Annotated in this window: 24 protein-coding genes; 14 read left to right on the top strand and 10 right to left on the bottom strand. The window is 72.4% G+C overall.

Going from position 1 to position 21738, the window contains the following annotated elements; genetic code table 11:
• Nucleotides 1–12: 12 nt before the first annotated feature.
• Nucleotides 13–555, bottom strand: coding sequence for a hypothetical protein (locus ACWV17_RS21190; protein WP_455360980.1), 543 nt, complete (start codon nt 553–555; stop codon nt 13–15).
• Nucleotides 552–1778, bottom strand: coding sequence for a molybdopterin-dependent oxidoreductase (locus ACWV17_RS21185; RefSeq protein WP_455361017.1), 1227 nt, complete (start codon nt 1776–1778; stop codon nt 552–554). The genes ACWV17_RS21190 and ACWV17_RS21185 overlap by 4 nt, the downstream gene beginning before the upstream one ends.
• A gap of 622 nt (nt 1779–2400) precedes the next feature.
• On the opposite strand from ACWV17_RS21185, the gene ACWV17_RS21180 reads away from it, so the two are divergent.
• Entirely contained in the window at nt 2401–3525 is a 1125-nt protein-coding gene (locus ACWV17_RS21180) for an alpha/beta hydrolase (protein WP_455360979.1), read from the top strand.
• 101 nt (nt 3526–3626) lie between these two features.
• Complete coding sequence (locus tag ACWV17_RS21175) at nt 3627–5030, top strand: hypothetical protein (protein ID WP_455360978.1); 1404 nt, start codon at nt 3627–3629, stop codon at nt 5028–5030.
• Between the two features lie 47 nt (nt 5031–5077).
• Here the strand turns inward: ACWV17_RS21175 and ACWV17_RS21170 are convergent, their stop codons facing one another.
• Nucleotides 5078–5476: a VOC family protein gene (locus ACWV17_RS21170; RefSeq protein WP_455355822.1), complete on the bottom strand. Its 399-nt coding sequence runs from the start codon at nt 5474–5476 to the stop codon at nt 5078–5080.
• A gap of 235 nt (nt 5477–5711) precedes the next feature.
• Between ACWV17_RS21170 and ACWV17_RS21165 the strand changes: the two genes are divergently transcribed.
• From ACWV17_RS21165 to ACWV17_RS21155, 3 genes are all read left to right on the top strand, one after another.
• Nucleotides 5712–7310 carry an ABC-F family ATP-binding cassette domain-containing protein gene (locus ACWV17_RS21165; RefSeq protein ID WP_455355821.1) on the top strand — a complete coding sequence of 533 codons (1599 nt, stop codon included), beginning with the start codon at nt 5712–5714 and terminating at the stop codon, nt 7308–7310.
• A 339-nt stretch (nt 7311–7649) separates the two neighbouring features.
• Nucleotides 7650–7871, top strand: coding sequence for a helix-turn-helix domain-containing protein (locus ACWV17_RS21160; RefSeq protein WP_455355820.1), 222 nt, complete (start codon nt 7650–7652; stop codon nt 7869–7871).
• A gap of 117 nt (nt 7872–7988) precedes the next feature.
• Nucleotides 7989–8786: an enoyl-CoA hydratase/isomerase family protein gene (locus ACWV17_RS21155; RefSeq protein ID WP_455360977.1), complete on the top strand. Its 798-nt coding sequence runs from the start codon at nt 7989–7991 to the stop codon at nt 8784–8786.
• A 17-nt stretch (nt 8787–8803) separates the two neighbouring features.
• Here ACWV17_RS21155 and ACWV17_RS21150 read toward each other — a convergent pair whose 3' ends face one another.
• Nucleotides 8804–9475 (bottom strand): hypothetical protein, encoded by a 672-nt coding sequence (locus tag ACWV17_RS21150; RefSeq protein ID WP_455360976.1) that lies wholly within the window; start codon nt 9473–9475, stop codon nt 8804–8806.
• A gap of 93 nt (nt 9476–9568) precedes the next feature.
• Here ACWV17_RS21150 and ACWV17_RS21145 point away from each other — a divergent pair, with 93 nt between their 5' ends.
• Genes ACWV17_RS21145 through amaP form a run of 5 tightly spaced genes read left to right on the top strand, consistent with a single transcriptional unit; the run spans nt 9569 to nt 11846 of the window.
• Nucleotides 9569–10024, top strand: coding sequence for an Asp23/Gls24 family envelope stress response protein (locus tag ACWV17_RS21145; RefSeq protein WP_455360975.1), 456 nt, complete (start codon nt 9569–9571; stop codon nt 10022–10024).
• 59 nt (nt 10025–10083) lie between these two features.
• Complete coding sequence (locus tag ACWV17_RS21140) at nt 10084–10275, top strand: hypothetical protein (RefSeq protein ID WP_455355816.1); 192 nt, start codon at nt 10084–10086, stop codon at nt 10273–10275.
• Nucleotides 10272–10631 (top strand): Asp23/Gls24 family envelope stress response protein, encoded by a 360-nt coding sequence (locus ACWV17_RS21135; RefSeq protein WP_455360974.1) that lies wholly within the window; start codon nt 10272–10274, stop codon nt 10629–10631. Before ACWV17_RS21140 ends, ACWV17_RS21135 begins: the two co-directional genes overlap by 4 nt.
• Entirely contained in the window at nt 10628–11260 is a 633-nt protein-coding gene (locus ACWV17_RS21130; RefSeq protein WP_455360973.1) for a DUF6286 domain-containing protein, read from the top strand. The genes ACWV17_RS21135 and ACWV17_RS21130 overlap by 4 nt, the downstream gene beginning before the upstream one ends.
• Nucleotides 11232–11846, top strand: a complete 615-nt coding sequence (gene amaP, locus ACWV17_RS21125) for an alkaline shock response membrane anchor protein AmaP (protein ID WP_455360972.1) — start codon at nt 11232–11234, stop codon at nt 11844–11846. The genes ACWV17_RS21130 and amaP overlap by 29 nt, the downstream gene beginning before the upstream one ends.
• Nucleotides 11847–11907: 61 nt before the next feature.
• On the opposite strand, the gene ACWV17_RS21120 is transcribed toward amaP, so the two are convergent.
• From ACWV17_RS21120 to ACWV17_RS21095, 6 genes are all read right to left on the bottom strand, one after another.
• On the bottom strand, nt 11908–12663 hold the full coding sequence (locus tag ACWV17_RS21120) for an SDR family oxidoreductase (RefSeq protein WP_455360971.1): 756 nt from the start codon (nt 12661–12663) through the stop codon (nt 11908–11910).
• A gap of 4 nt (nt 12664–12667) precedes the next feature.
• Nucleotides 12668–14452: a glycoside hydrolase family 15 protein gene (locus ACWV17_RS21115; protein WP_455360970.1), complete on the bottom strand. Its 1785-nt coding sequence runs from the start codon at nt 14450–14452 to the stop codon at nt 12668–12670.
• Between the two features lie 57 nt (nt 14453–14509).
• On the bottom strand, nt 14510–15307 hold the full coding sequence (locus ACWV17_RS21110) for an SURF1 family cytochrome oxidase biogenesis protein (protein ID WP_455361016.1): 798 nt from the start codon (nt 15305–15307) through the stop codon (nt 14510–14512).
• Between the two features lie 80 nt (nt 15308–15387).
• Entirely contained in the window at nt 15388–15621 is a 234-nt protein-coding gene (locus tag ACWV17_RS21105; protein ID WP_455355810.1) for a hypothetical protein, read from the bottom strand.
• A gap of 64 nt (nt 15622–15685) precedes the next feature.
• Nucleotides 15686–16690 (bottom strand): DEDDh family exonuclease, encoded by a 1005-nt coding sequence (locus tag ACWV17_RS21100; protein ID WP_455355809.1) that lies wholly within the window; start codon nt 16688–16690, stop codon nt 15686–15688.
• A gap of 72 nt (nt 16691–16762) precedes the next feature.
• Nucleotides 16763–17380, bottom strand: a complete 618-nt coding sequence (locus ACWV17_RS21095; RefSeq protein WP_455360969.1) for a TetR/AcrR family transcriptional regulator — start codon at nt 17378–17380, stop codon at nt 16763–16765.
• A 100-nt stretch (nt 17381–17480) separates the two neighbouring features.
• Here ACWV17_RS21095 and ACWV17_RS21090 point away from each other — a divergent pair, with 100 nt between their 5' ends.
• Genes ACWV17_RS21090 through ACWV17_RS21075 form a run of 4 tightly spaced genes read left to right on the top strand, consistent with a single transcriptional unit; the run spans nt 17481 to nt 21716 of the window.
• Nucleotides 17481–18284, top strand: a complete 804-nt coding sequence (locus tag ACWV17_RS21090) for an acetoacetate decarboxylase family protein (RefSeq protein WP_455360968.1) — start codon at nt 17481–17483, stop codon at nt 18282–18284.
• Nucleotides 18284–19201, top strand: a complete 918-nt coding sequence (locus ACWV17_RS21085; protein WP_455360967.1) for an SDR family NAD(P)-dependent oxidoreductase — start codon at nt 18284–18286, stop codon at nt 19199–19201. The genes ACWV17_RS21090 and ACWV17_RS21085 overlap by 1 nt, the downstream gene beginning before the upstream one ends.
• Nucleotides 19201–20490 carry an amidohydrolase family protein gene (locus tag ACWV17_RS21080; RefSeq protein ID WP_455355805.1) on the top strand — a complete coding sequence of 430 codons (1290 nt, stop codon included), beginning with the start codon at nt 19201–19203 and terminating at the stop codon, nt 20488–20490. Before ACWV17_RS21085 ends, ACWV17_RS21080 begins: the two co-directional genes overlap by 1 nt.
• Entirely contained in the window at nt 20487–21716 is a 1230-nt protein-coding gene (locus ACWV17_RS21075; protein ID WP_455360966.1) for an amidohydrolase family protein, read from the top strand. The genes ACWV17_RS21080 and ACWV17_RS21075 overlap by 4 nt, the downstream gene beginning before the upstream one ends.
• The last annotated feature ends 22 nt before the right edge of the window (nt 21717–21738 follow it).

Raw genomic sequence — 21738 nt, 5'->3', positions numbered from 1 at the left:
CCACCTGCCCGGTCACGGAGCGGGCTTTTCGTGCGGTTGCGGTTGCGGTTGTGGCCGGGGCTTGGGGCGCGGTGGGCGGGAGGACCACATGCGGACCAGCAGCCACAGGGCCGACAGGCCGAAGAGTGCGGCGGTGATCAGCAGCCAGCGTCCCAGGAAGACGTCGTCCGGCAGGCCGGTGTACGCCGTGTAGCGGCCCACCTGGCCCAGGATCAGGGGAAACCAGGTCAGCAGCAGCACCCCCGAGATGAAGGCCGGCACCCGGACATAGTTGATCCGTCCCCTCGTGGGAGAAGGGCGGTCGCGGTGAGCGGCGTCACGGTGAGCGGCTTGCCCGCGACCGCCCAGCACGGCCTGGGCGGCGCGGTCGGTGAGCGTGTAGAGGGGCAGCAGGACCAGATCGTGCAGGAGTGCGGCTCCGACGAACCACACGAGAACGCCGATCGTGTCGCCGTCGAGCAGCCGGATCCCCGCGTACAGGGTGAGGGCGAAGGAGAACAGCACCAGCAGCAGGTGCAGCGGTGACGAACCGTAAACCTCGCGGAGCCCTTTCATACCCTCTCCCCGAAGGTGAGACGAGTGACCCATTTGGTGTTGTGCACCCCGGGGTTGGCCGGCACGATCACCCGCGCCGGGTATCCGTGATCCGTCGAAAGGTCGGCTCCATTGACCCGGAGCGCCAGCAGCGAGCGCGGGTCACGGACCTGGTTGTCGCGCAGCGCGGCCGAGCGGAACGAGCCCCTGCGCTGTGCGGATTCGACGAACACCCCCGGTGGCGGGCCGGCGAACCCGACGAGTGCGGCCAGGTCGGCCAGCCGCACTCCGCTCCACTCCTGGTCAGCGGTGGACCAGCCCTCCACACAGGCGATGGGCAGCGCTGCACGGTACTGCGGCAACGCCAGGACCTGGTCCCGGGTGAGAATCTGCTGACGGCCGCCGCCCCGCACGACCAGACGCCACTCGGGGCCGATGTCCCGGGCGCGGATGCCCACGGCGGCCGCCGTCTTGTTGATCTGGAACCCGTTCGGGCCCGGGCCGGGGTCCTGTCCGTGCGGAGCCAGCAGCGCAGTGCCCCGCAGCCACCCGCCGATGCTCTGACCCGCCGTCACCCCCAGCAGCACCAGCGAACCGGCGCCCACCATCGCCAACGCTCCCCGCCGCGACATGGTCGGCTCCGCCGGGCGCGGGGAGACCAGACCTGTCTCGTCGGCCGGTTCCGGCCTCGTACGGCTGACCGGCGTGCGCAGTTCCCGCCACAGACCGCCCGAGCGCAGCGTCCGGACGACCAGGGGGACACGGAAGGCGACGTGGACGACGAAGGCGCCGATGAACACCCAGGACCCGTAGAAGTGCAGGACGTAGAACGAGCCGGGGAAGATGTAGTCCAGCTGAACGTTGAGCATCCCGGTGGCGAAGACGAACAGCACGCCGCCGACGAGCAGCAACAGAGACAGCCGCTCGAATGCCTGGCTGACCGACTTCGCCGGCGGCCAGGCGAACAGCCGGGGAATCACCGACCACAGCTTCGCCAGCAGTACCGGGATCAGCACGATGCCGAGCGTGACGTGGACGCCCTGGGTGAAGCGGTACAGCCAGTACGGGCTGGTCGGCCAGGGGAAGAGGTAGAAGCCGAGCCACCCCTTGTCGGGGGTCTGGTCGTTGGTCGGCGCGAGATCCGGGTTGTAAGCGGCATAGGAGAGCAGCCCGGTCACGAACAGCACCGTGATACCGACGAGCAGGACCGCGCCCAGAACCGACGTCAGCCACGGCCCCCGCAGCGGACTGCGCCAGAACTCCGGCCGCGACGGACCGGGCGGCGGCCTGTCCGCGAGTGCGGACCGCCACCCGGTACGGGCACCGGTGGGGGCAACGGTGGGGGCGCCGGTGCGGGGGCCGGGGCGAGCCGGTTGAGACCCACTGTCGGCTCGGTCACTTTGCGGCGCCTTGACCGGCTCCGCGGCATCCCGGCCCGGCGGCGGCCGGTGCCCGGGATCCGGGGTGCCATCGGGTCGGCCTGTTACCGGCGGATGCTCAGTCGGCGGGCCAGGCCTCTCCTGACCATGCGGAGCGGCGGCATCCTGGTCCCGCGGTGACCGGTCCTGCCCTCCCGGCCCCGGGGGTTCCTCACGTTCGTCCATGACCATCCTTTGGCGGCGTCATCGACGGACCGGAAGAACGGACCGTCGCCAGGTCGACCGTATGCAGAGGTGGTCGGCCGATGAGCGATGCGACACATGACGAATGGCTGACGTCCACCCGAGGCCGCCCGCACGCACGCCGGAGTGATCCGCTGGAGCCGCGCAGTCGGTGCGGGCCGCAAACGGCACATCGTGACGGCTCGGCGGATTCCGGCCGTCCCGCTGACTGGCAGCCGTCCGCATACGCACCGACACTGGGACGGTGCGCCCGGCTACAGCGGCGGCAGCGGCCGTCACCACACTTCTCGGTGCCGGCGCGGTCGCGGTCGCGGCCGGCCGGTACGCCAGTGACGTCGCGCTCAAGGCGTCGCCGGAACGGCCCGTCTCCCTCGGCCCCCGCCTCAGTGTCCACGCCACCGCGGCGGGACAGGTCACCCTGACCCGCTCGCTGGCCTCGCTGCGTCCCGGTACGTACGGGCTGCACGGGAACCGGGTGCACGCCGTCGTCGGACCCGTCCTGGAGGACGCGCAGCACGCCGCGGACACCGTCGTACGCCGGCTGGAGCGTGTCACCCACGGCACGCTCAGGACCGGCGCGAAACTCCGGCTCACGCCGCAGGTCCACATCGGCGATCCGCACTCCGCGCTGGGCCTGGAACACGCCGATGTCGACATTCCCGGTGAACTCGGGGCCCTGCCGGCCTGGTTCGTGCCAGGCGCCCGCGACACCTGGGTGATCACCGTGCACGGCCTCGGCACCACGCGCGAGCACCCGATGGTCGTCATGCCGTTCCTGCACGAGCACCGGTTCCCCGTGCTCGACCTGGCGTACCGCAACGACCTGGGCGCGCCGCGCTCCCCGGACGGCCTCGGCCACCTCGGCGACTCGGAGTGGCGCGACCTGGACGCGGCCATCCGCTATGCCGTGCGGTACGGCGCCGAGCGCATCGTGCTGCACGGCTGGTCCACCGGCGCGTCGATGGCGCTGCACGCCGCCGCCAACTCGGCGATGCGCGACCGGATCACCGGCCTGGTGCTCGACTCGCCGGTGCTCGACTGGCAGACCACCCTGCGCGCCCTCGCCTCCGCCCGCCGGACCCCGGCGCCGCTGCTGCCGCTCGCGGTACGGGCGGCCCAGGGCAGGACCGGGCTGGACAGCGAACGCCCGGCCCCGGCCGACGCGGACGCCGTCCGCGTTCCCACGCTGATCTTCCACGGCCCGGACGACGTACTGGCCCCCTGGCGGTACTCGCGCGACTTGGCCGCCCTGCGCCCGGACCTGGTCACCCTGCACACGGTGCCGGGCGCCCCGCACGCAGCGATGTGGAACGCCGACCCGGCGGCCTACGAGGAGGCTCTGCGCCGCTTCCTCACGCCCCTGATGTAGGCGGGCGGGAGAGCGGTCGGAGGGCCGTCGGAGGGCGGCCGGAGAGCGGCAACCCCCGGTTCCGTTTGGGCTTTCGGCCCGTCAGAGGCAACACTGCTCCCGTGACGTCCCGTAACCCGCGCGACTCCAGGCTCCGACTCGTCCGTCCGCGTCAGCTCGCCGCCGCCCGCAAGGCCGTGACGAACCGGCGCACCCGGCCCGCGCCGCGCCCTCCCGAGGGCACGCCGGCGGCCGCCGAGCTCGCCGGTCAGGCCAGGACGGGCCTCGCCGACGCCGTACGGATCGCCCGCTGGGCCGACCAGCAGCGCGGCGCGGCCGCCGCAGTACGCCCCGGGCAGTCCGGAGCGCTCTCCGCGTCCGCCGTCGAACGGGCCACCGCCGCGCTGGAGCTGACGCCGGTCCAGGTCCGGGCCGGCTGGGACCGGGCCCGGCTCGCGGGACTCGTCGAGGTGCACGGCGACACCGCCCGCCCCGGCTGGCGGCTGCGTGCCTGGGACCGCGACGACGCGGCCGTGCTGCGCGGCTGGGTGGCTCTGTTCGACGCCTGGTCACTGGTCCACCCCGCGCCGGCCGATGTCGCCCCGGCCGCCGTGGCCGAGGTCGTGGAGGCCGTACCGCAGCTCCTCTCCCTGCTCCAGCTCTCCGCCGGCCCCGTCCCCGTCCCCACCCTGCTCGACCTCCTCGAACAGCGCGTCGCCGAACTGCGCGACGAGCGCTGCGAGGTGCCGTACGGGCCGCAGCCGCTCCCCGCCGTACCCGCGCAGGCGTCCGGGCCCGCTGCCGTCCCGCTCTCCCTGCTCCTCGGCTGGGCCCTGGAGGGCCTCGCCGCTGTGGGCGCGCTGACCCTCGGCGAGGGCCAGGCGACCCTGACGCCGCTCGGCAACTGGGCGGTGTGGGTCAAGCTCGAGCAGATCTGCGTGGCCGCGCAGAGCCCGGCGGGCAACATCGAGCAGGCCGCCGAGGCGATGCTGCACGGCTGCGCGCGCCTGAGCCCCGGCTCGGCGCGGGCGGAGTACCGGGCCTGGCTGGCCGCACGGACCGTCGGCAGCGCGGTCGCCGAGCTCCTCGGCGTCGCCCGCGGCGAGGACGCGCTGCTGCGCGGGCTCGCCTTCGAGGCGCTGCGCGTGGTCGGAGCCCCGGCCGAGCCCGAGGTGCGGGCCGCGGCCGCCGAGAGCGCGCTGCGCCCGTACGCCCTGCTGTGGCTGGCGGAGCACGACGGCGTGGACGCGGAGGACGCGGCCGAGGTGCTGACCCGGGAGGAGTCCACCTGGCTCTGGGTGGACACCGCCGCGGCCGTCGCCGACCACGGCGAGACCGACCTGCTGGTCCGCCACCTCGATTCCGCGGTGCAGGGCACGGTGCCCGCCCTGCTCGACGAGGTACGGGCCATCGGCCACCCCCGCACCGTGCAGGTCCTGGTGGCCCTGGCCGCGGCGCACCCCGACCCGGCCCTGGCCAAAGCAGTCCGCCGAGCGGCCTTCCAGGTCCACACCGGAGGAGCCTGACCCCCGGGCAGGCCCCGGCCGCGCCCGCCCCGGCCGCGCCCCCGCCGCTACGCCCCTCCCGGGGCGTACGTGCCGAAGCTCCAGATGTTGCCTTCCGCGTCCCGGGTCATGTAGTCCCTGGAGCCGTAGTCCTGGTCGGTGGGTTCCATCAGGATCTCGACTCCGTGCTCGACCGCCCGCCTGTGGTGCGCGTCGACGTCCTCCACCACCACGTACACCCCCGCCGGTCCCGCGTTCCCCATCGCCTTGTCGAAAACCCCGCCCTTGCCCTTGCTGCCCAGCATGACCATGCCGTTGCCGTACGTCAGCTCCGCATGCAGCACGCTGCCGTCCTCGCCCTCGTACAGCGCGGCCTGGGTGAAGCCGAACGCCTCGGTCAGCAGCTTGATCGCCGCCTTCGCGTCCGCGTACACCAGCGTCGGGCAGATGCTCGGTCCGCCTGCCATGTCGATCACTTCCTCTCGGTCGGGGGGTCTGGACGGCCCGCGTATGTGATCCAGGACACAGTCTGGCAGGGGGGTCTGACAGTCCCCGGCAGGACGAGCTCCCCCGGCCGCATCGGAAAAGTGGTTGCGGGCCACCGGTAGACTGACTCGTATGGCAAATCTCCTTGTGCATTAGCGGCGTCGAAGAATCTCCGCCCGCACCCTTCCGCCGCCCATACCGCCCTGGAGTATTTCCGTGATCACCGCCACCGGCATCGAGCTGCGCGCCGGCGCCCGAGTCCTGATCGAGTCCGCCTCCTTCCGTATCGCCAAGGGCGACCGTGTCGGCCTCGTCGGCCGCAACGGAGCCGGCAAGACCACCCTCACCAAGTGCCTCGCGGGCGAGGGCATCCCCGCGGCCGGCGCCATCACCCGCTCCGGCGAGGTCGGCTACCTGCCGCAGGACCCGCGCACCGGAGACCTCGACACCCTCGCGCGTGACCGCATCCTGTCCGCCCGTGACCTGGACTCCGTCCTGCGCAAGATGCGCGAGAACGAGGAGCGGATGGCGAACGGCCAGGGCGCCACCCGCGAGCGGGCGATGAAGAAGTACGAGCGCCTGGAGACGGAATTCCTCACCAAGGGCGGGTACGCCGCCGAGGCCGAGGCCGCCACCATCGCCGCCGCGCTCGGCCTGCCCGACCGCGTGCTCGGCCAGCCGCTCCATACGCTCTCCGGTGGTCAGCGCCGCCGCGTCGAGCTGGCCCGGATCCTCTTCTCGGACGCCGACACCCTGCTGCTCGACGAGCCGACCAACCACCTCGACGCCGACTCGATCGTCTGGCTGCGCGACTACCTCAAGACCTACCGCGGCGGCTTCATCGTGATCTCCCACGACGTCGACCTCGTCGAGACCGTCGTCAACAAGGTCTTCTACCTGGACGCGAACCGCTCGCAGATCGACGTCTACAACATGGGCTGGAAGCTCTACCAGCAGCAGCGCGAGGCCGACGAGAAGCGGCGCAAGCGCGAACGGCAGAACGCCGAGAAGAAGGCCGCCGCCCTGAACTCGCAGGCCGACAAGATGCGCGCCAAGGCGACCAAGACCGTCGCCGCGCAGAACATGGCCAAGCGGGCCGAGCGGCTGCTCTCCGGCCTGGACGCGGTGCGGGTCTCCGACAAGGTGGCGAAGCTGCGCTTCCCCGAGCCCGCGCCGTGCGGCAAGACCCCGCTCACCGCCGAGGGGCTGTCCAAGTCCTACGGCTCGCTCGAAATCTTCACCGATGTGGATCTCGCCATCGACAAGGGCTCCCGCGTCGTCATTCTCGGCCTCAACGGCGCGGGCAAGACCACCCTCCTGCGTCTGCTCGCCGGCGTAGAGAATCCGGACACCGGTCAGGTGAGCCCGGGCCACGGGCTCAAGCTCGGCTACTACGCCCAGGAGCACGAGACGCTCGACCCGGACCGCACGGTCCTGGAGAACATGCGCTCCTCCGCGCCCGACCTCGACCTCGTCGAGGTCCGCAAGACGCTCGGCTCCTTCCTCTTCTCCGGCGACGACGTCGACAAGCCGGCCGGTGTGCTCTCCGGTGGGGAGAAGACCCGGCTGGCGCTGGCCACCCTGGTCGTCTCGTCCGCCAACGTGCTGCTGCTCGACGAGCCCACCAACAACCTCGACCCGGCCAGCCGCGAGGAGATCCTGGGCGCGCTGCGCACCTACAAGGGCGCGGTCATCCTCGTCACCCACGACGAGGGCGCAGTCGAGGCACTGGAGCCGGAGCGGATCATCCTGCTGCCCGACGGCGTCGAGGACCTCTGGGGCGCCGACTACCGGGACCTGGTGGCGCTGGCCTGAGGCCCTGATCATCCCTCGCTGGATCATTCGGCTGAGGCGTGATCCTTCATCTGAGTGAGTGGGTCTCGTACCACGGTGTGGCGTCCGGCCATTCCGGCATGGGCGCCTGCCGGGCCGCCCCGACCGCCCGGCTGATCATTTCGCCGGGCTGACCAGCTCATTCGTTCATGGACCGGGCCGGCCCCTGCCCCGGGCTGAAGCGGAACGAGTTCCTCCGCTCGTGAGGGCGGGGAGCGCTCGGGCAAACCTTGTGGGACGGACCTTGCCGAATGGGTGGCCAGGAAGCCCGGAAGGGGTGATCATGAGAAGTCCAGAGCGCACTTCCATGAGGAGGCACGGGTGGCCGAGACTCTGAAGAAGGGCAGCCGGGTGACCGGCCCCGCGCGCGACAAGCTCGCGGCAGACCTGAAGAAAAAGTACGACTCCGGTGCGAGCATCCGGGCGCTGGCCGAAGAGACCGGTCGCTCGTATGGCTTCGTCCACCGGATGCTCAGTGAGTCCGGAGTCACGCTGCGGGGACGCGGCGGTGCGACACGCGGCAAGAAGGCGGTCACGGCCTGATCGCAGGCCGGCTTCTGTCGTTCCACCGGTTCGGTGGCCCCCGGTCGGTCGTGAGGTCGGCCGGGTGGTTACTGTTGAGTAGCTTGAGTGGCAGACTGCTCTGAACCGGAGGCGCACATGGCTTCGCCCGACCACGTCCTCGTCCTCGACAAGGACGGCGTACAGCTCACCGTCGACGATTCGGTCGCCACGGTGACCCTGGCCAACCCGGCCAAGCGCAACGCCCAGTCTCCCGCTCTCTGGCGGGCGTTGGCCGAAGCCGGGCGGGCACTGCCGGGCACCGTCCGGGTGGTCGTGCTGCGTGGTGAAGGCAAGTCCTTCTCCGCCGGACTCGACCGGCAGGCATTCACGCCCGAGGGCTTCGACGGCGAGCCGTCGTTCATCGACCTCGCGCGCGGCTCCGACGCGGAACTCGACGCGGTCATCGCCGAATACCAGGAGGCGTTCACCTGGTGGCGGCGCAACGATCTCGTCACCATCGCCGCCGTCCAGGGGCACGCGATCGGGGCCGGCTTCCAGCTCGCCCTCGCCTGCGATCTGCGCGTCGTCGCCGACGACGTGCAGTTCGCCATGCGGGAGACGAGCCTCGGCCTGGTCCCCGACCTCGCCGGCACGCACCCGCTGCTGTCCCTGGTGGGATACGCCCGTGCCCTGGAGATCTGCGCCACCGGGCGTTTCGTCCACGCGGCGGAGGCCGAGCGGATCGGCCTGGCCAACCTGGTCGTGCCGGCCGCCGAACTCGGCGCCGCGGTCCAGGACCTCACCTCCGCCCTGCTGGCCGCGCCGCGTGACGCGGTCGTCGAGACCAAGGCACTGCTGCGCGAGGCGTCCGGCCGTACGTACGAGGACCAGCGCACCGCGGAACGAGCCGCCCAGGCCCGCCGCCTCCGCGACCTCGCCGGCATCGCGGACTGACGCTCCGCGAGGCGGCGCTACACCACCGCCGTGACGACGATCGTGACGGCCGGCCGGTCCTCCCGGCCGGCCGTTACCGCGTTCCGGACCGCCACCGCCACGTCCAGCGCGCGGTGGTCCCGGGCCGTCGCCAGCTCGATACGGATGCGCCCCTCCGCGTCATGGACGGGAGCGCCCAGGACACCGGTCAGGGCGGCCACCCCCGGGACCCGCACCGCCGCCTCCGCGACGGCTCCCGCCGGCTCAGCCTCTGCCACGGGCTCCTCCTCCGGTGCGCGCTCGGCCGCCGGTGCCCGGTCCAGCAGCGACGTCACCCGCACGTCCACCTCCGTCACCAGCAGCCCCAGGTCCTCCCGCGCCGTGGTGAACAGCGCCGCGCGCAGGGCCTGTGCCGTGGCCGGCAGCGGCGCGTCCGCCGTGGCCGCGAGCTCCGCCTCGATGCGCAGCGGTCCCGGCGGGAGCGCGCCCGGGGGAGCCGGCACCGCGGGCTCGCCGGCCTCGTCCGGATCGGCCAGGGCGATGCGCAGGGTCACCTGGCCGGCCGACGGTACGGAGGCCGCTGCACGCCGCAGTACGGAGGCCGCTGCCCGTTCCGCCAGCCAGGCCCCGTCCGCCGCCTCGCCCAGAGGCAGCAGCCTGCCCAGCCCGAGCCGCTCCCGCACCACCCGTGCCCATCGGTCAGCCGTCATTGCTCCAGCCTGCCGTATCCCCGGCGCGCTGCGGGGCAACCACGCCTAATGTGGGCAAGGGAGCCCATACATGCCGGAAAGGGACGAACAGCGATGACCGAAAGCGGACAGGCAGGCGCAGAACTCAGGAAGGCCGACGGCAGAAGGGGCGGCGGTGACCCGGCGAGCCGTGGCCGCACGACCATCGCCGACGGCGTGGTGGAGAAGATCGCCGGGATCGCCGCGCGCGAGGTGATCGGCGTCCACGCCATGGGCAGCGGTATCTCCCGTACCTTCGGGGCGGTACGCGACCGGGTGCCCGGAGGCACCAAGTCCGTCTCCCGCGGGGTCAAGGCCGAGGTCGGCGAGGTGCAGACGGCCATCGACCTGGAAATCGTCGTCGACTACGGAGTGGCGATCGCCGACGTGGCCCGCGAGGTACGGGAGAACGTCATCTCGGCCGTCGAGCGCATGACGGAACTCGAAGTCGTGGAGGTCAATATCGCGGTCAGCGATGTGAAGCTGCCGGACGAGGAAGACGAAGAAGAGCCGGAGTCACGGCTGCGGTAGCACGGTAGATCCGTACACGGCAGATCCCTGCCCGGCAGATCCGTAGAGGAGAGCGCAGCATGAGCATGGCCATGGTCGGCCTGGTGGCCGGCATGGCGCTGGGGTTCGCCGGATACTTCGGCGGCTTCGGGGCCTTTCTGCTGGTGGCGGCGCTCGGAGCCGTCGGCTTTGTCGTGGGCAGGTTCCTGGACGGGGACCTGGAACCCGGCGACTTCTTCCGCCCGCGCGAGCGTGGCGACCGGCTGCGGTGACCCACGTGACCCACTCGGGGCCGGTCGGGGCGGCTGAGCGCGGGGCCACCCGCATCGCCGACCGGGTCGTCGCGAAGATCGCCGCGCAGGCGGCCCGGGAGGCGCTGGACGCCGTTCCGGCGGGCGGCAGCGCGCCGCACGCGTCCGTCACGGTGCACCGCGACACCGCCAGGGTGCGCATCACCGTCGATCTCGGCTACCCGTCCGACATCGGCGGCCAGTGCGCCTCGGTGCGTCGCCAAGTCGCTCAGCGGGTGCACGCGTTGGCGGGAATGGAAGTGCCCGAGGTGGCCGTCCACGTGGAGGGGCTCTACTCGGAGCACACGCGGGGCACGGCCAAGGAGAGGATCCGATGAGTACCCGGCCGCCAGAACCGGATCAGCCGGCCTCCGCCGCGGCACACGACCCGGAGCCCGCCCCCGCCGAGCCCGCGGAAGCGGTCCGGGCCGGCCGGTTCTGGTCGGGGCGCAGACTCCCGGCCGGGCTGACCGCCCTGGTCGTGCTGGGCGCCGCGGGCCTGCTGCTCTACGACATCGCGTCGGTCCGGGCCGACCGCCCCGCGATGTGGTGGCGCCGGTTCCTCGCCGGGGAGCTCGCGGAGCGCTCCCTCGACGGCACCTGGGTGCTCGCGGGCGCGGCGGCGGCTCTCGCGCTGGGCGTGTGGCTCCTGGTGCTCGCGGTCACGCCCGGACTGCGCCGCATCCTGCCGATGCGGCGCGAGAGCGCCGACGTACGGGCGGGACTGGACCGGCGCGCGGCGGCACTCGCGCTGCGCGACCGCGCGATGGAGGTGCCCGGCGTCCACTCGGTACGGGTACGCGTGCGGCGCTCGAAGGCGGCTGTCCGTGCCGTGTCCCACTTCCGCGAACTCGACGAGGTACGGGCCGACCTGGACACGGTACTGGCCGCCCGTCTCAGGGATCTCGGGCTCGCCCGCTCACCGGGCCTGTCCGTCCATGTCGGCCGGCCGACGAAGAAGGGGTGAGGCGGCGGTGCTGCGTACGGTGAACCGGGTGCTGCTCGGACTGGTGGGACTGGTGCTGATCGTCACCGGGGGCGCGGTGCTGACCGCCGGCCTGGGCCTCCGCGTACCGTCCTGGTGGCCCTTCGACGGGCGCGACGACGTACTGCTGAGCCGGGCCGACCGGTACCGGTGGCGTGACGAGGGCTGGTGGTGGCCCGTGGTCCTGGCCGTCCTGGCCCTCTGCGTGCTCCTCGCCCTGTGGTGGCTGCTGGCCCAGTTCAGGCGCGCGCGGCTGGACGGGGTTCTGGTCGACAGCGGCGACGACGAGGGGGCGCTGCTGCGGGGACGGGCCCTGGAGGGCGTGGTGGCGAGCGAGGCGGAGGCGATGGACGGGGTGGCGCGCGCTCACGTCCGGCTCAGCGGCCGCCGCGACGCCCCGACGACCCGGGTGAACCTCCTGCTGGAACCGCACGCGGCGCCGGCGGAGGCTCTGGCGGGCCTGACGGACGAGGCACTGGCCCACGCCCGCGAGTCGGCAGGCCTGGCGGCCCTGCCGTCGGAGGTCCGCCTGCAGGCGGTCAAGCACCGCGCGGAACGCGTGGCCTGACCGCCCTGACCGCGCCGCCCTGACCGCCCTGACTGCCCCGCCCTGACCTCCCGGCGTACCGTCAGAAGCCGTGGCGGGCGCCGCCGTCCACCGGGAGCATGACTCCCGTCAGGTACGACGCCGCCGGCGAGAGCAGGAACGCCGCCGTCCTGCCGAACTCCTCCGGGGTGCCGTACCGGCGCAGCGGGATGCGGGACTCGTTCGCCGACCGGGCCGACTCCGCGTCGCCGGACAGCGCGTCGAGTTCCCGGACCCGGTCCGTGTCGATCCGGGCCGGCAGCAGGCCGATCACCCGGATGCCGCGCGGGCCGAGTTCGTCGGCGAGCGACTTCGCGAAGCCGGCCAGACCCGGGCGCAGGCCGTTCGAGATGGTCAGGCCCGGAACGGGCTCGTGGACCGAACTGGAGAGCACGAAGCCGATGACCCCGCCCTCGCCGAGTTCCGCCGCGGCCGCGCGGGCCAGCCGTACCGCGCCGAGGAACACCGACTCGAACGCCGCCTGCCACTGCTCGTCGGTGTTGTCGGCGGCGAAGCCCGGTGCCGGGCCGCCGACGCTGATGAGGATGCCGTCGAAGCGGCCGAATCGCTCCCGGGCGGTGCCGATCAGGCGCTGCGCCGCGGACGGGTCGGCGTTGTCGGCCGCGACGCCCAGCGCGCCCGGGCCGAGCCCGGCGGCCGCCTCCTCGGCGCTCTTCTCGTCCCGGCCGGTGATGATCACCCGCGCGCCGTCGGCGGCGAGTGCGGTGGCCGAGGCGTGGCCCAGCCCGCGGGTGGCTCCGGTGACGACGTAGACACGGTCCTTCAGTCCAAGATCCATGGCCCTATCCTGCCGTCTCCTCCTCGTCCAGAGCGAGGGCGGTCCCCACCAGACCGATGTGGCTGAACGCCTGCGGGTAGTTCCCGAGCTGCCGGCCCGAGAGCGGGTCGTACTCCTCGGCCAGCAGCCCCACATCGTTGCGGAGCGACAGCAGCCGCTCGAACACCTCCCGGGCCTCCTTCACCCGGCCCGTCATCCGCAGCGCGTCGGCCAGCCAGAACGAGCAGGCCAGAAAGGTCCCTTCGCCGCCGGGCAGTCCGTCGACCGGCAGGCCCCGGGTGCTGTAGCGGCGGACGAACCCGCTGTGGCCGAGCTCGTCGCGCACCGCGTCGATGGTCCCGATGACCCGCGGGTCGTCGGGCGGCAGGAATCCGACCCGGGGGATGAGGAGCGTCGCCGCGTCCAGCTCCTCCGAGCCGTAGAACTGCGTGAAGGTGTTGCGGACCGGGTCGTACCCCTTCTCGCACACCTCCCGGTGCACCTCGTCCCGCATCGCGCGCCACCGCCCGACGCTGCCACCGAGGGTCGGGTCCGCTTCCAGGGTGCGCACGGCACGGTCGGCGGCCACCCACGCCATCACCTTGGAGTGCACGAAGTGGCGGCGCGGCCCCCGTACCTCCCACAGCCCCTCGTCCGGCTCGCGCCAGCTGTCCTCCAGGAAGCCGAGCAGGCTGACCTGCAGATGCCAGGCGTTCTTCTCGCCCACCAGCCCGGCACCGCGTGCGAGATGGAGGGAGTCGATGACCTCCCCGTACACGTCGAGCTGGAGCTGGGTGACGGCGGCGTTGCCGGTGCGCACCGGAATGGACGACTCGTAGCCGCTCAGCCAGGGCAGTTCCGTCTCCGGAAGCCGCCGCTCACCGGCGAGCCCGTACATGATCTGCAGGTCGGCGGGATCCCCGGCCACCGCGCGCAGCAGCCAGTCCCGCCAGGCCGCGGCCTCTTCGAGATAGCCGGCGGAGAGCAGGGAGCCGAGGGTGAGGGTGGAGTCGCGCAGCCAGCAGTACCGGTAGTCCCAGTTGCGTACGCCGCCGATCTCCTCCGGCAGCGAGGTGGTGGCGGCCGCGACGATGCCGCCGGTGGGGGCGTACGTCAGCGCCTTGAGGGTGATCAGCGAGCGCAGGACCGCTTCGCGGTACGGACCCTGGTACCGGCACCGCCCGGCCCACTCCCGCCAGTCCTCCAGACTGTGCCGGAGCGCTTCGAACGGGTCGACCAGCGCGGGGCGCGGCTCGTGCGAGGGGTGCCAGGTGAGGACGAACGCGACCTTCTCCCCCTCGGCGACGGTGAACGTCGAGTGGGTGGCGTTCTGCTTGCCCCAGGTCTGTACGGCCGGTTCGCTGCGCAGCCATACGGAGTCGGGGCCGGCGATCGCCACCCGGTGCCCGTCGGCGCGGCGCATCCAGGGCACGATGTTGCCGTAGTCGAAGCGCAGCCGGAGCGTGCTGCGCATGGCCACCTCTCCGGAGAGGCCCTCGATGATCCGTACCACGTCGGGTGCGCGGTCGCGCTGCGGCATGAAGTCGGTGACCTTGACCGTGCCGTGCTCGGTCTCCCAGACCGACTCCAGGACGAGGGAGTCGTCGGCGTACGCTCGGCGGGTGCAGTTGCCGGCGCCCTCGGGGGCGATCCGCCAGTGGCCGTTCTCCTGGTCGCCGAGCAGCGCGGCGAAGCAGGCGGCCGAGTCGAACCGGGGCAGGCACAGCCAGTCGATGGAACCGTCCCGGCCGACCAGGGCGGCGGTCTGGAGATCGCCGATCAGGGCGTAGTCCTCGATGCGTTGGGTCACGCGATCCGTGTGCCCGGAAGGCCGGAAAGCCAATCAGCCAACGGCGTCGAGGAGGTCTCAGGAGACGGCGGCGGCCGGTTCGGCCGGGTCCCGCGTGCTCCGGGCGGCGGCCGCGGCGCGGTCCTGCTTCTCGCGGCGGACCAGGATCACCCAGCCGACGGGCACCCCGGCGGCGAACAGCCACCACTGGACGGCGTACGCCATGTGCGCGCCGATGGAGTCGTGGTCGGGGGCCGGGATCGGCTCGGGAGTGTCACCGGCGGGTTCGGGCGCGGTCTGCTCCAGGTAGCCGCCGAGCACAGGCCGGGACAGCGCTTTGGCCTGCTGCTCGCTGTTGATCAGCATGACCTGCCGGTCCGGCAGGTCCCTGAGGTCCTTGATTCCGCTGGTGCCCGTCGTCTCGTCGGCCTTCAGCCGGCCGGTGACGGTCACCTCGCCGCCGGGCGCGGGCGGCACCTCGGGGAACGCCCGCTGGTCGGAGGCGAACGGGATCCAGCCGCGGTTGACCAGGACCGCGCGGCCGTCCTTCATCACCAGCGGGGTCAGGACATGGAAGCCGACCTGGTCGTCGGCGTTGGTCCGGCGGCGGACGACGACCTCGTGCGCGCTGTCGTACGTCCCGGTGACTGTCACCCCGCGCCAGTAGTCGCCCCGGGGCACGGTGTGGCCCGGGGAGGTCAGCTCACCGGCCGGGACCGGTTTCGCGGCCAGGCTGGCGGCGATCAGCTGGTTCTGTGCGACCCGGCGCTCATGGCGGTGGAACTGCCAGAAACCCAGCTCGACCATCACCGGGATGAGGACGAGTGCCAGGAGGGTGAGGATCACCCACTGCCGGGACAACAGGAAGCGGTACACCCCACGACCGTACAACTCGGTCATGGGGTGTCCGGACGGAGGGGGGTGGAGCGCCCGGGCCGGTGCCCGGGGCCGCGGCCTCAGACTCTGTCGACGATGCCCACCTTCCCCTCCGCGCGGGCGCAGTGCGCGCCGCAGTAGAAGTGGCCATCGGCCTCCACGCCCTGTCCGATGATCTGGACCTTGCAGTGCTCACACAGGGGCGCCATGCGGTGAATGGCGCAGGAGAAGCAGTCGAAGACGTGCACCGCGCCCTGCGCGTGCACCTCGAACGACATGCCGTAGTCGTTTCCGCATACCTCGCAACGTGCCATGCGCCACAGGGTGCGGCGCGTGGCGGCGGCGGAGCGAGCGGGTGGCTGGCGAGTCGTCCGCCAATCACCCGTCTGCCGGGGCCGCGTCCGCCGCGGGGATGCCCGCCGGGGCCACATCCCGCAGCAGCTGGGTGAAGCCCGCCTCGTCGACCACCGGGGTTCCGTACGACCTGGCCTTGACGGTCTTGGAGGTCGCGGCGTCCGGGTCGTTGGTGACCAGCAGGCTGGTGAGCCGGGACACACTCGTGGCGATGTGCAGCCCGGCCTCCATCGCCCGGTCCTCCAGCAGCTCGCGGTCGACGGAGGTGTCACCGGAGAACGCCACCCGCATGCCCTGCTTCAGCGGCTTGCCCACCTCGTACCGCCCGGGGTTCGGGTAGGGGCAGGCCGGCCGCCTGCGCGAGGGCCGCCAGCTCATCGGCCGGTACGAGGCCTGGGGGCCGACCCGCGGGGTGGCCGGCGCGTCCGACCACTCCGTCAGCGGCCGGCATTCGAGCAGCGGCAGCCGGACCCCGTCCCGCACGGCCGCGTGCAGGCTCGGCCGGAAGGCCTCGGCCAGTACGCGCGCGTCGTCGAGGGCGTGGTGCGCGCGCTGCTGTACGACACCGAAGTGCGCGGCCAGGGACTCCAGTTTGTGGTTGGGCAGTGGCAGCCGGAGCTCTTTGGACAGGGCGATGGTGCAGAGCCGCTGTCGTACGGGGGCGGTGCGCTCGGCCCTCGCGTACTCCCGGGCGATCATGGACCAGTCGAACATGGCGTTGTGCGCGACGAGTACCCGGTCGGCGAGCCGGGTCGAGAACTCGTACGCGATGTCCTGGAAGAGCGGGGCGCCTTCGAGCACCTCGCTCGTCAGTCCGTGGATCCACACCGGCCCCGGATCGCGCTCGGGGTTGACCAGCGTGTACCAGTGGTCCTCGACGTTGCCCTGCGCGTCGAGCCGGTAGACGGCAGCGGACACTATCCGGTCGTCGCGGGCGAGTCCGGTGGTCTCCACGTCGACGACCGCGTACCCCTCGGGGTACGCGGCCGGCCACGCTGCTGCGGTCATCTGGTCGTCGAGCATGGTCACAGAGAATACGGGCTGCGACTGACAGCCCTGCCCCGGCCCGGAGTCCGGCCGCGCCCGGGGATGCCGGAAATGTCAGGGCGTCAGCAGAGCGGTCACCAACGCCCGTACGGACGTGGCGAACAGCTTCTCCGGATCGGCCGGCCGGGCCAGTGCCCGCGCCAGTGCCGGATCCTGTTCCGCGGTCGCGGTGTCCCACAGCTCGCTTTCGCCCGGGGACTGGACGGGAGAGCGCTCACGGTTCCGTTCGACCAGGACGAACCCGACAATCTGGTACTGGACGGCGCGTACGGCCTCCGCCGCGCGCGCCCCGCGCAGACCGGCGGCGTGCACCTCGTGGACGAGCGCCTGCTGCGCCGGAAGGAACATCCGCTCCGTGAGACCGCGTTCGTGGACCATCGCGATCAGGTGCGGGCGCTCGCGCAGCTCGCGGCGCAGCCGCCGGGCGACCGAGACGATCCGCTCGGCCGGGGTGCGGCCGGCCGGGCGGATGGCGCCCATCTCCTGGACGGTGCGTTCGACGAGGGCGTCGAGCAGCGACTCGCGGTTGCCCACGTGCCAGTAGATGGAGGTGACGGCGGTGCCCAGTTCGGCGGCGAGCTTGCGCATCGTCAGGGCTCCCGGGCCGTGCTGCCTGACGAGGCCGGCGGCGGCGTCGAGTACCTCTTCGCGGGTCAGTGCGGTTCTCGGCATCGCGCCTCCAACTCCGTTGCGTGCACGGCTCTTTACCCTTCGTCCGCTGCGGTGTAACTGTGTTACAGGCAGCTCCGTGTGAGAGGAAGGGCGGTACGACATGGCATGTGTACGGTACGGCGCGCGCACCGAGGCCGAGACCCGGGCGGCGCGCGAGCGCGGCTCCGCACTCCCCGACATCTGGTCCACCGGGCTGGTCGCGGTGTGGGAGAGCGACCCGGACGTGGTCGCGGCCGTCCTCCCGCCGCCGCTCAAGCCCGCCGAACGGCCCCTGGTCCGGGCCACCATCAGCAAGGTCGACCTGCCCGGCTATCCGCTGGGTGCCGGCTCCGTGGCCGTGTCCGCCCGGCACGGCGGCGTCGAGGGCTGGTACCCCCTGGTGATGCCGATGACGCACGAGCGGGCCCTCATCGGCGGCCGCGAGGTCTTCGGCGAGCCGAAGAAGCTGGGCGAGGTCACCGTCGAGCGGGACGGTGACATGGTCCGGGCCTCGCTCGCCCGGCACGGGACCGCCTTCGTGGAGGTGCGCGGCGTGGTGGAGGGGGCGCTGCCGCTGCCCGAGCCGGAGCGCAGGACCGACTTCTACTTCAAGTTCCTGCCGTCCGTCGACGGCGGGGGCTCGGGCTTCGACACCGAACCGGTGCTGGTCCACTGCACCCGCAACGAGAAGGTCCGCAGGCTGGAGAAGGTCACCGGCGACGTGGTGCTGCGCGAGTCGCCGTTCGACCCGGTCGCCGATCTGCCCGTCCGCCGCCTGGTCGGGATCACCCTCGGCGAGAAGACCACCGACCAGCAGGGCAGGGTGGTCGAACGGGTCAGCGCCCAGGCCCTGCTCCCGTACATCCACCAGCGCTACGACGACCCGCAGCAGATCCTCGACGGACCGCCCGAGGGGAGCGTCTGATGCGGCTGCGCCCGGGGCAGGTCGCCGTCGTCACCGGCGCCGCGAGCGGGATCGGGCTGGCCATGGCCCGGCGCTTCACCGACGAGGGGCTGAAGGTCGTCCTCGCGGACGTCGAGGAGGGCCCGTTGCGCAAGGCGGCCGACGAACTGATCGAAGGGGGCGCGCAGGTGCTCGCGCGCGTGGCCGACGTCAGCGAACGCGCCTCCGTCCAGGCGCTCGCGGACGCCGCGTACGACACGTTCGGCGCGGTGCACGTGCTGTGCAACAACGCGGGCGTCGGATCCGGCGCCGAAGGGCGTATGTGGGAGCACGAGCCGGCCGACTGGGAGTGGGCCTTCGCAGTCAACGTGTGGGGTGTCTTCCACGGCATCCAGGCGTTCGTGCCGCGCATGCTGGCGGCCGGCGAGCCCGGCCACGTCGTGAACACCTCCTCGGGCGACGGCGGGATCGCGCCGCTGCCGACCGCGTCCGTGTACGCCGTCACCAAGGCCGCCGTCGTGACGATGACCGAATCGCTCTACGCGCACCTGAGGGCGGAGGGAGCGGACATCGGAGCCTCGGTGCTCTTCCCCGGCCCGCACATGCTCCGCACCGGCCTGTGGGAGTCCCACCGCAACCGTCCCGGGCGGTACGCGAAGCAGCGCCCGCGCCGGAGCCCGTACCGCAGCCTCGACCAGTGGGAGGCGGCGATGAAGCAGGCCGGGCACGAGGTGCGGTTCACCCCGGTCGAGCAGGTCGCCGCACTCGTCGTGGACGGGATCGGGGCGGACCGGTTCTGGATGCTGCCGGAGAGCGAGCACAACGACCGGCAGATCCGGGCCAGGTCGCAGTCGATGCTCGACCGCGCCAACCCGGCGTACCTGGAGAGCTTCATTCTCGACCGACCCGACCGACCGGCTCGACCCAGGGAGCAGTGATGACGGACGACCACCACGACCCGTACCTGATCATCTCCTCCGACTGCCACGCCGGGCTGCCCACCGAGCGGTACCGGCCCTATCTCGACTCCCGCTTCCACCGCGCGTTCGACGACTTCCTGGGGCAGCGCGACGCACGCCGGGAGGAGGCCACCCGCCTCGGCATCCGCAACGAGGCCTTCGCCGACCAGTGGTTCCGGGACAACGAGGAGGGTCTGAAGGGCGGCTGGGACACCACGCAGCGCGTCAAGGAGCTCGACGGCGACGGCGTGGCCGCCGAGGTCGTCTTCCCCGATGCCGACGCCGTCGACAGCCAGACCGCGGCGCCCTTCGGAGTCGGCCTCGGCCTCTCCGGGGACCAGGACCCCGACCTCGGCATGGCCGGCGCGCAGGCCCACAACCGCTGGCTCGCCGAGTTCGTATCCGAACATCCCGAACGGCACTGCGGGGTCGCGCTGCTGCCTGTCACCGGCGAGCCGGAACGGGTCGTCGCCGAGATCCACCGGGCCAGGGAGTCCGGACTCGGCGCGCTGATGATCCCCTCGATGTGGGTGGACAAGGCCCCCTACCACGACCGGCGTTACGACCCGGTCTGGGCCGCGGCCGCCGAGACGCGGATGCCGGTGGTCACCCACTCCGGCGCGGCTCCGCGCCACGAGTACGGCGACCACCTCGGCATCTACGTCTCCGAGGTCACCTGGTGGCCGGCCCGGCCGCTGTGGTTCCTGCTCTGGTCCGGCGTCTTCGAGCGCCACCCGGGGCTGAGGTTCGGCGTCGCCGAGTCCGGCTGCTGGTGGCTGCCGAACCAGCTGTGGTTCATGGACCGGCTCTACCTCGGCGCGCACGGCGGCAAGAAGCTCTCGCCGTTCGCCGAGCTGAAGCGCCCGCCGAGCGAGTACCTGGACCGCCAGGTCTTCATCTGCGCCACCAACACCAAACGCCGGGAGCTCGCCCAGCGCTACGAGATCGGCGTCGACAACATCCTCTGGGGCAGCGACTTCCCGCATCCCGAGGGGACCTGGCCGCACACGGGGGAGTGGCTGAGGAAGACCTTCCACGACATCCCGGTCGGCGAGACCCGCCGGATACTGGGCCTGGCCGCGGCGGACGTCTTCGGCTTCGACACCCAGAAACTGGCACCGGTCGCTCGCCGTATCGGCCCCACCCCCGCCGAACTCGGCCAGCCCGAGGACCAGTCGGCGGTCGAGGCGTCCTGGGCGCGGTCGCGCGAGACCGGCCGGCACTGGCTCACCGGCCACGACTTCCCCCGGCTGGGGGTGGACGCATGACGGACGACCGCTACACCGTCATCTCGGCCGACTGCCACGCGGGGGCCGACCTGCTGGACTACCGGCCCTACCTGGAGTCGAAGTACCACGAGGACTTCGACGCGTGGGCGGCCACCTACGTCAACCCGTACGAAGACCTCCTCGCCGACACCGCCGACCGCAACTGGAACTCCGCCCGCCGCCTCGCCGAGCTCGAAGCGGACGGGATCGTCGCCGAGGTGATCTTCCCCAACACCATCCCGCCGTTCTTCCCCAGCGCCTCCCTGATGGCCCCCGCGCCGACCCGCGCGGAGTACGAGCAGCGCTGGGCGGGCCTGCGCGCCCACAACCGCTGGCTCGCGGACTTCTGCGCCGACGCGCCCGGCCGGCGGGCGGGCGTGGCGCAGATCCTGCTGAACGACGTCGCCGAGGCGGTACGGGAGATCCGCCGCGCGAAGGAGGCCGGCCTGACCGGTGGCATCCTGCTTCCCGGCGCCCCGCCCGGCTCCGGCATCCCCGAGCTCTACTCGCAGACGTACGACCCGGTCTGGGCGGTCTGCGCGGAGCTGGAGGTTCCGGTGAACCACCACGGCGGGTCCGCGTCCCCGCCGCTGGGCGACGAACCGGCCGCGCGGGCCGTCTTCATGGTGGAGACCACCTGGTTCTCCCACCGGGCCCTGTGGCACCTGATGTTCGGCGGGGCGTTCCGGCGCCACCCGGGGCTCAGACTGGTCCTCACCGAGCAGGGCTCGGGCTGGATTCCCGGCGTGCTCGACATGCTTGACTACTACCACGGCCGGCTCGTCGCGGCGGCGACCCGTGCCTCCACCGCGGAGTCCAAGTTCGGTGCGGGGCTGGCCGCCTCGATGGGCGAGGGGCCCAGCGAGGTCTGGCGCGAGAACTGCTTCGTCGGAGCCAGCTTCATGCGGCCGCACGAGGTGCCGCTGCGCGACCGGATCGGCCTCGACAAGATCATGTGGGGCAGCGACTACCCGCACGACGAGGGCACCACGCCGTACTCCCGCGAAGGCCTCCGCATCGCCTACGCGGGCCTGCCACACGAGGAGGTCGCGGCGATGGCCGGCGGCAACGCGGCCCGGGTGTACGGCTTCGACCTGTCCGTACTCGACCCGGTCGCGGCGAAGGTCGGCCCGGCGGTGGCGGAGATCGCCGAGCCCCTGACGGAAGTCCCGCCGAACGCGACGAGCCCGGCCTTCGCCCCGGGGGGCTCGGTCCGGGTGTGGTGACAGCTGCCTCCGGCCCGGGCCT

This window comes from Streptomyces mabaensis (genome assembly GCF_053763515.1).
This window is presented reverse-complemented; position numbering and strand designations above follow the sequence as displayed.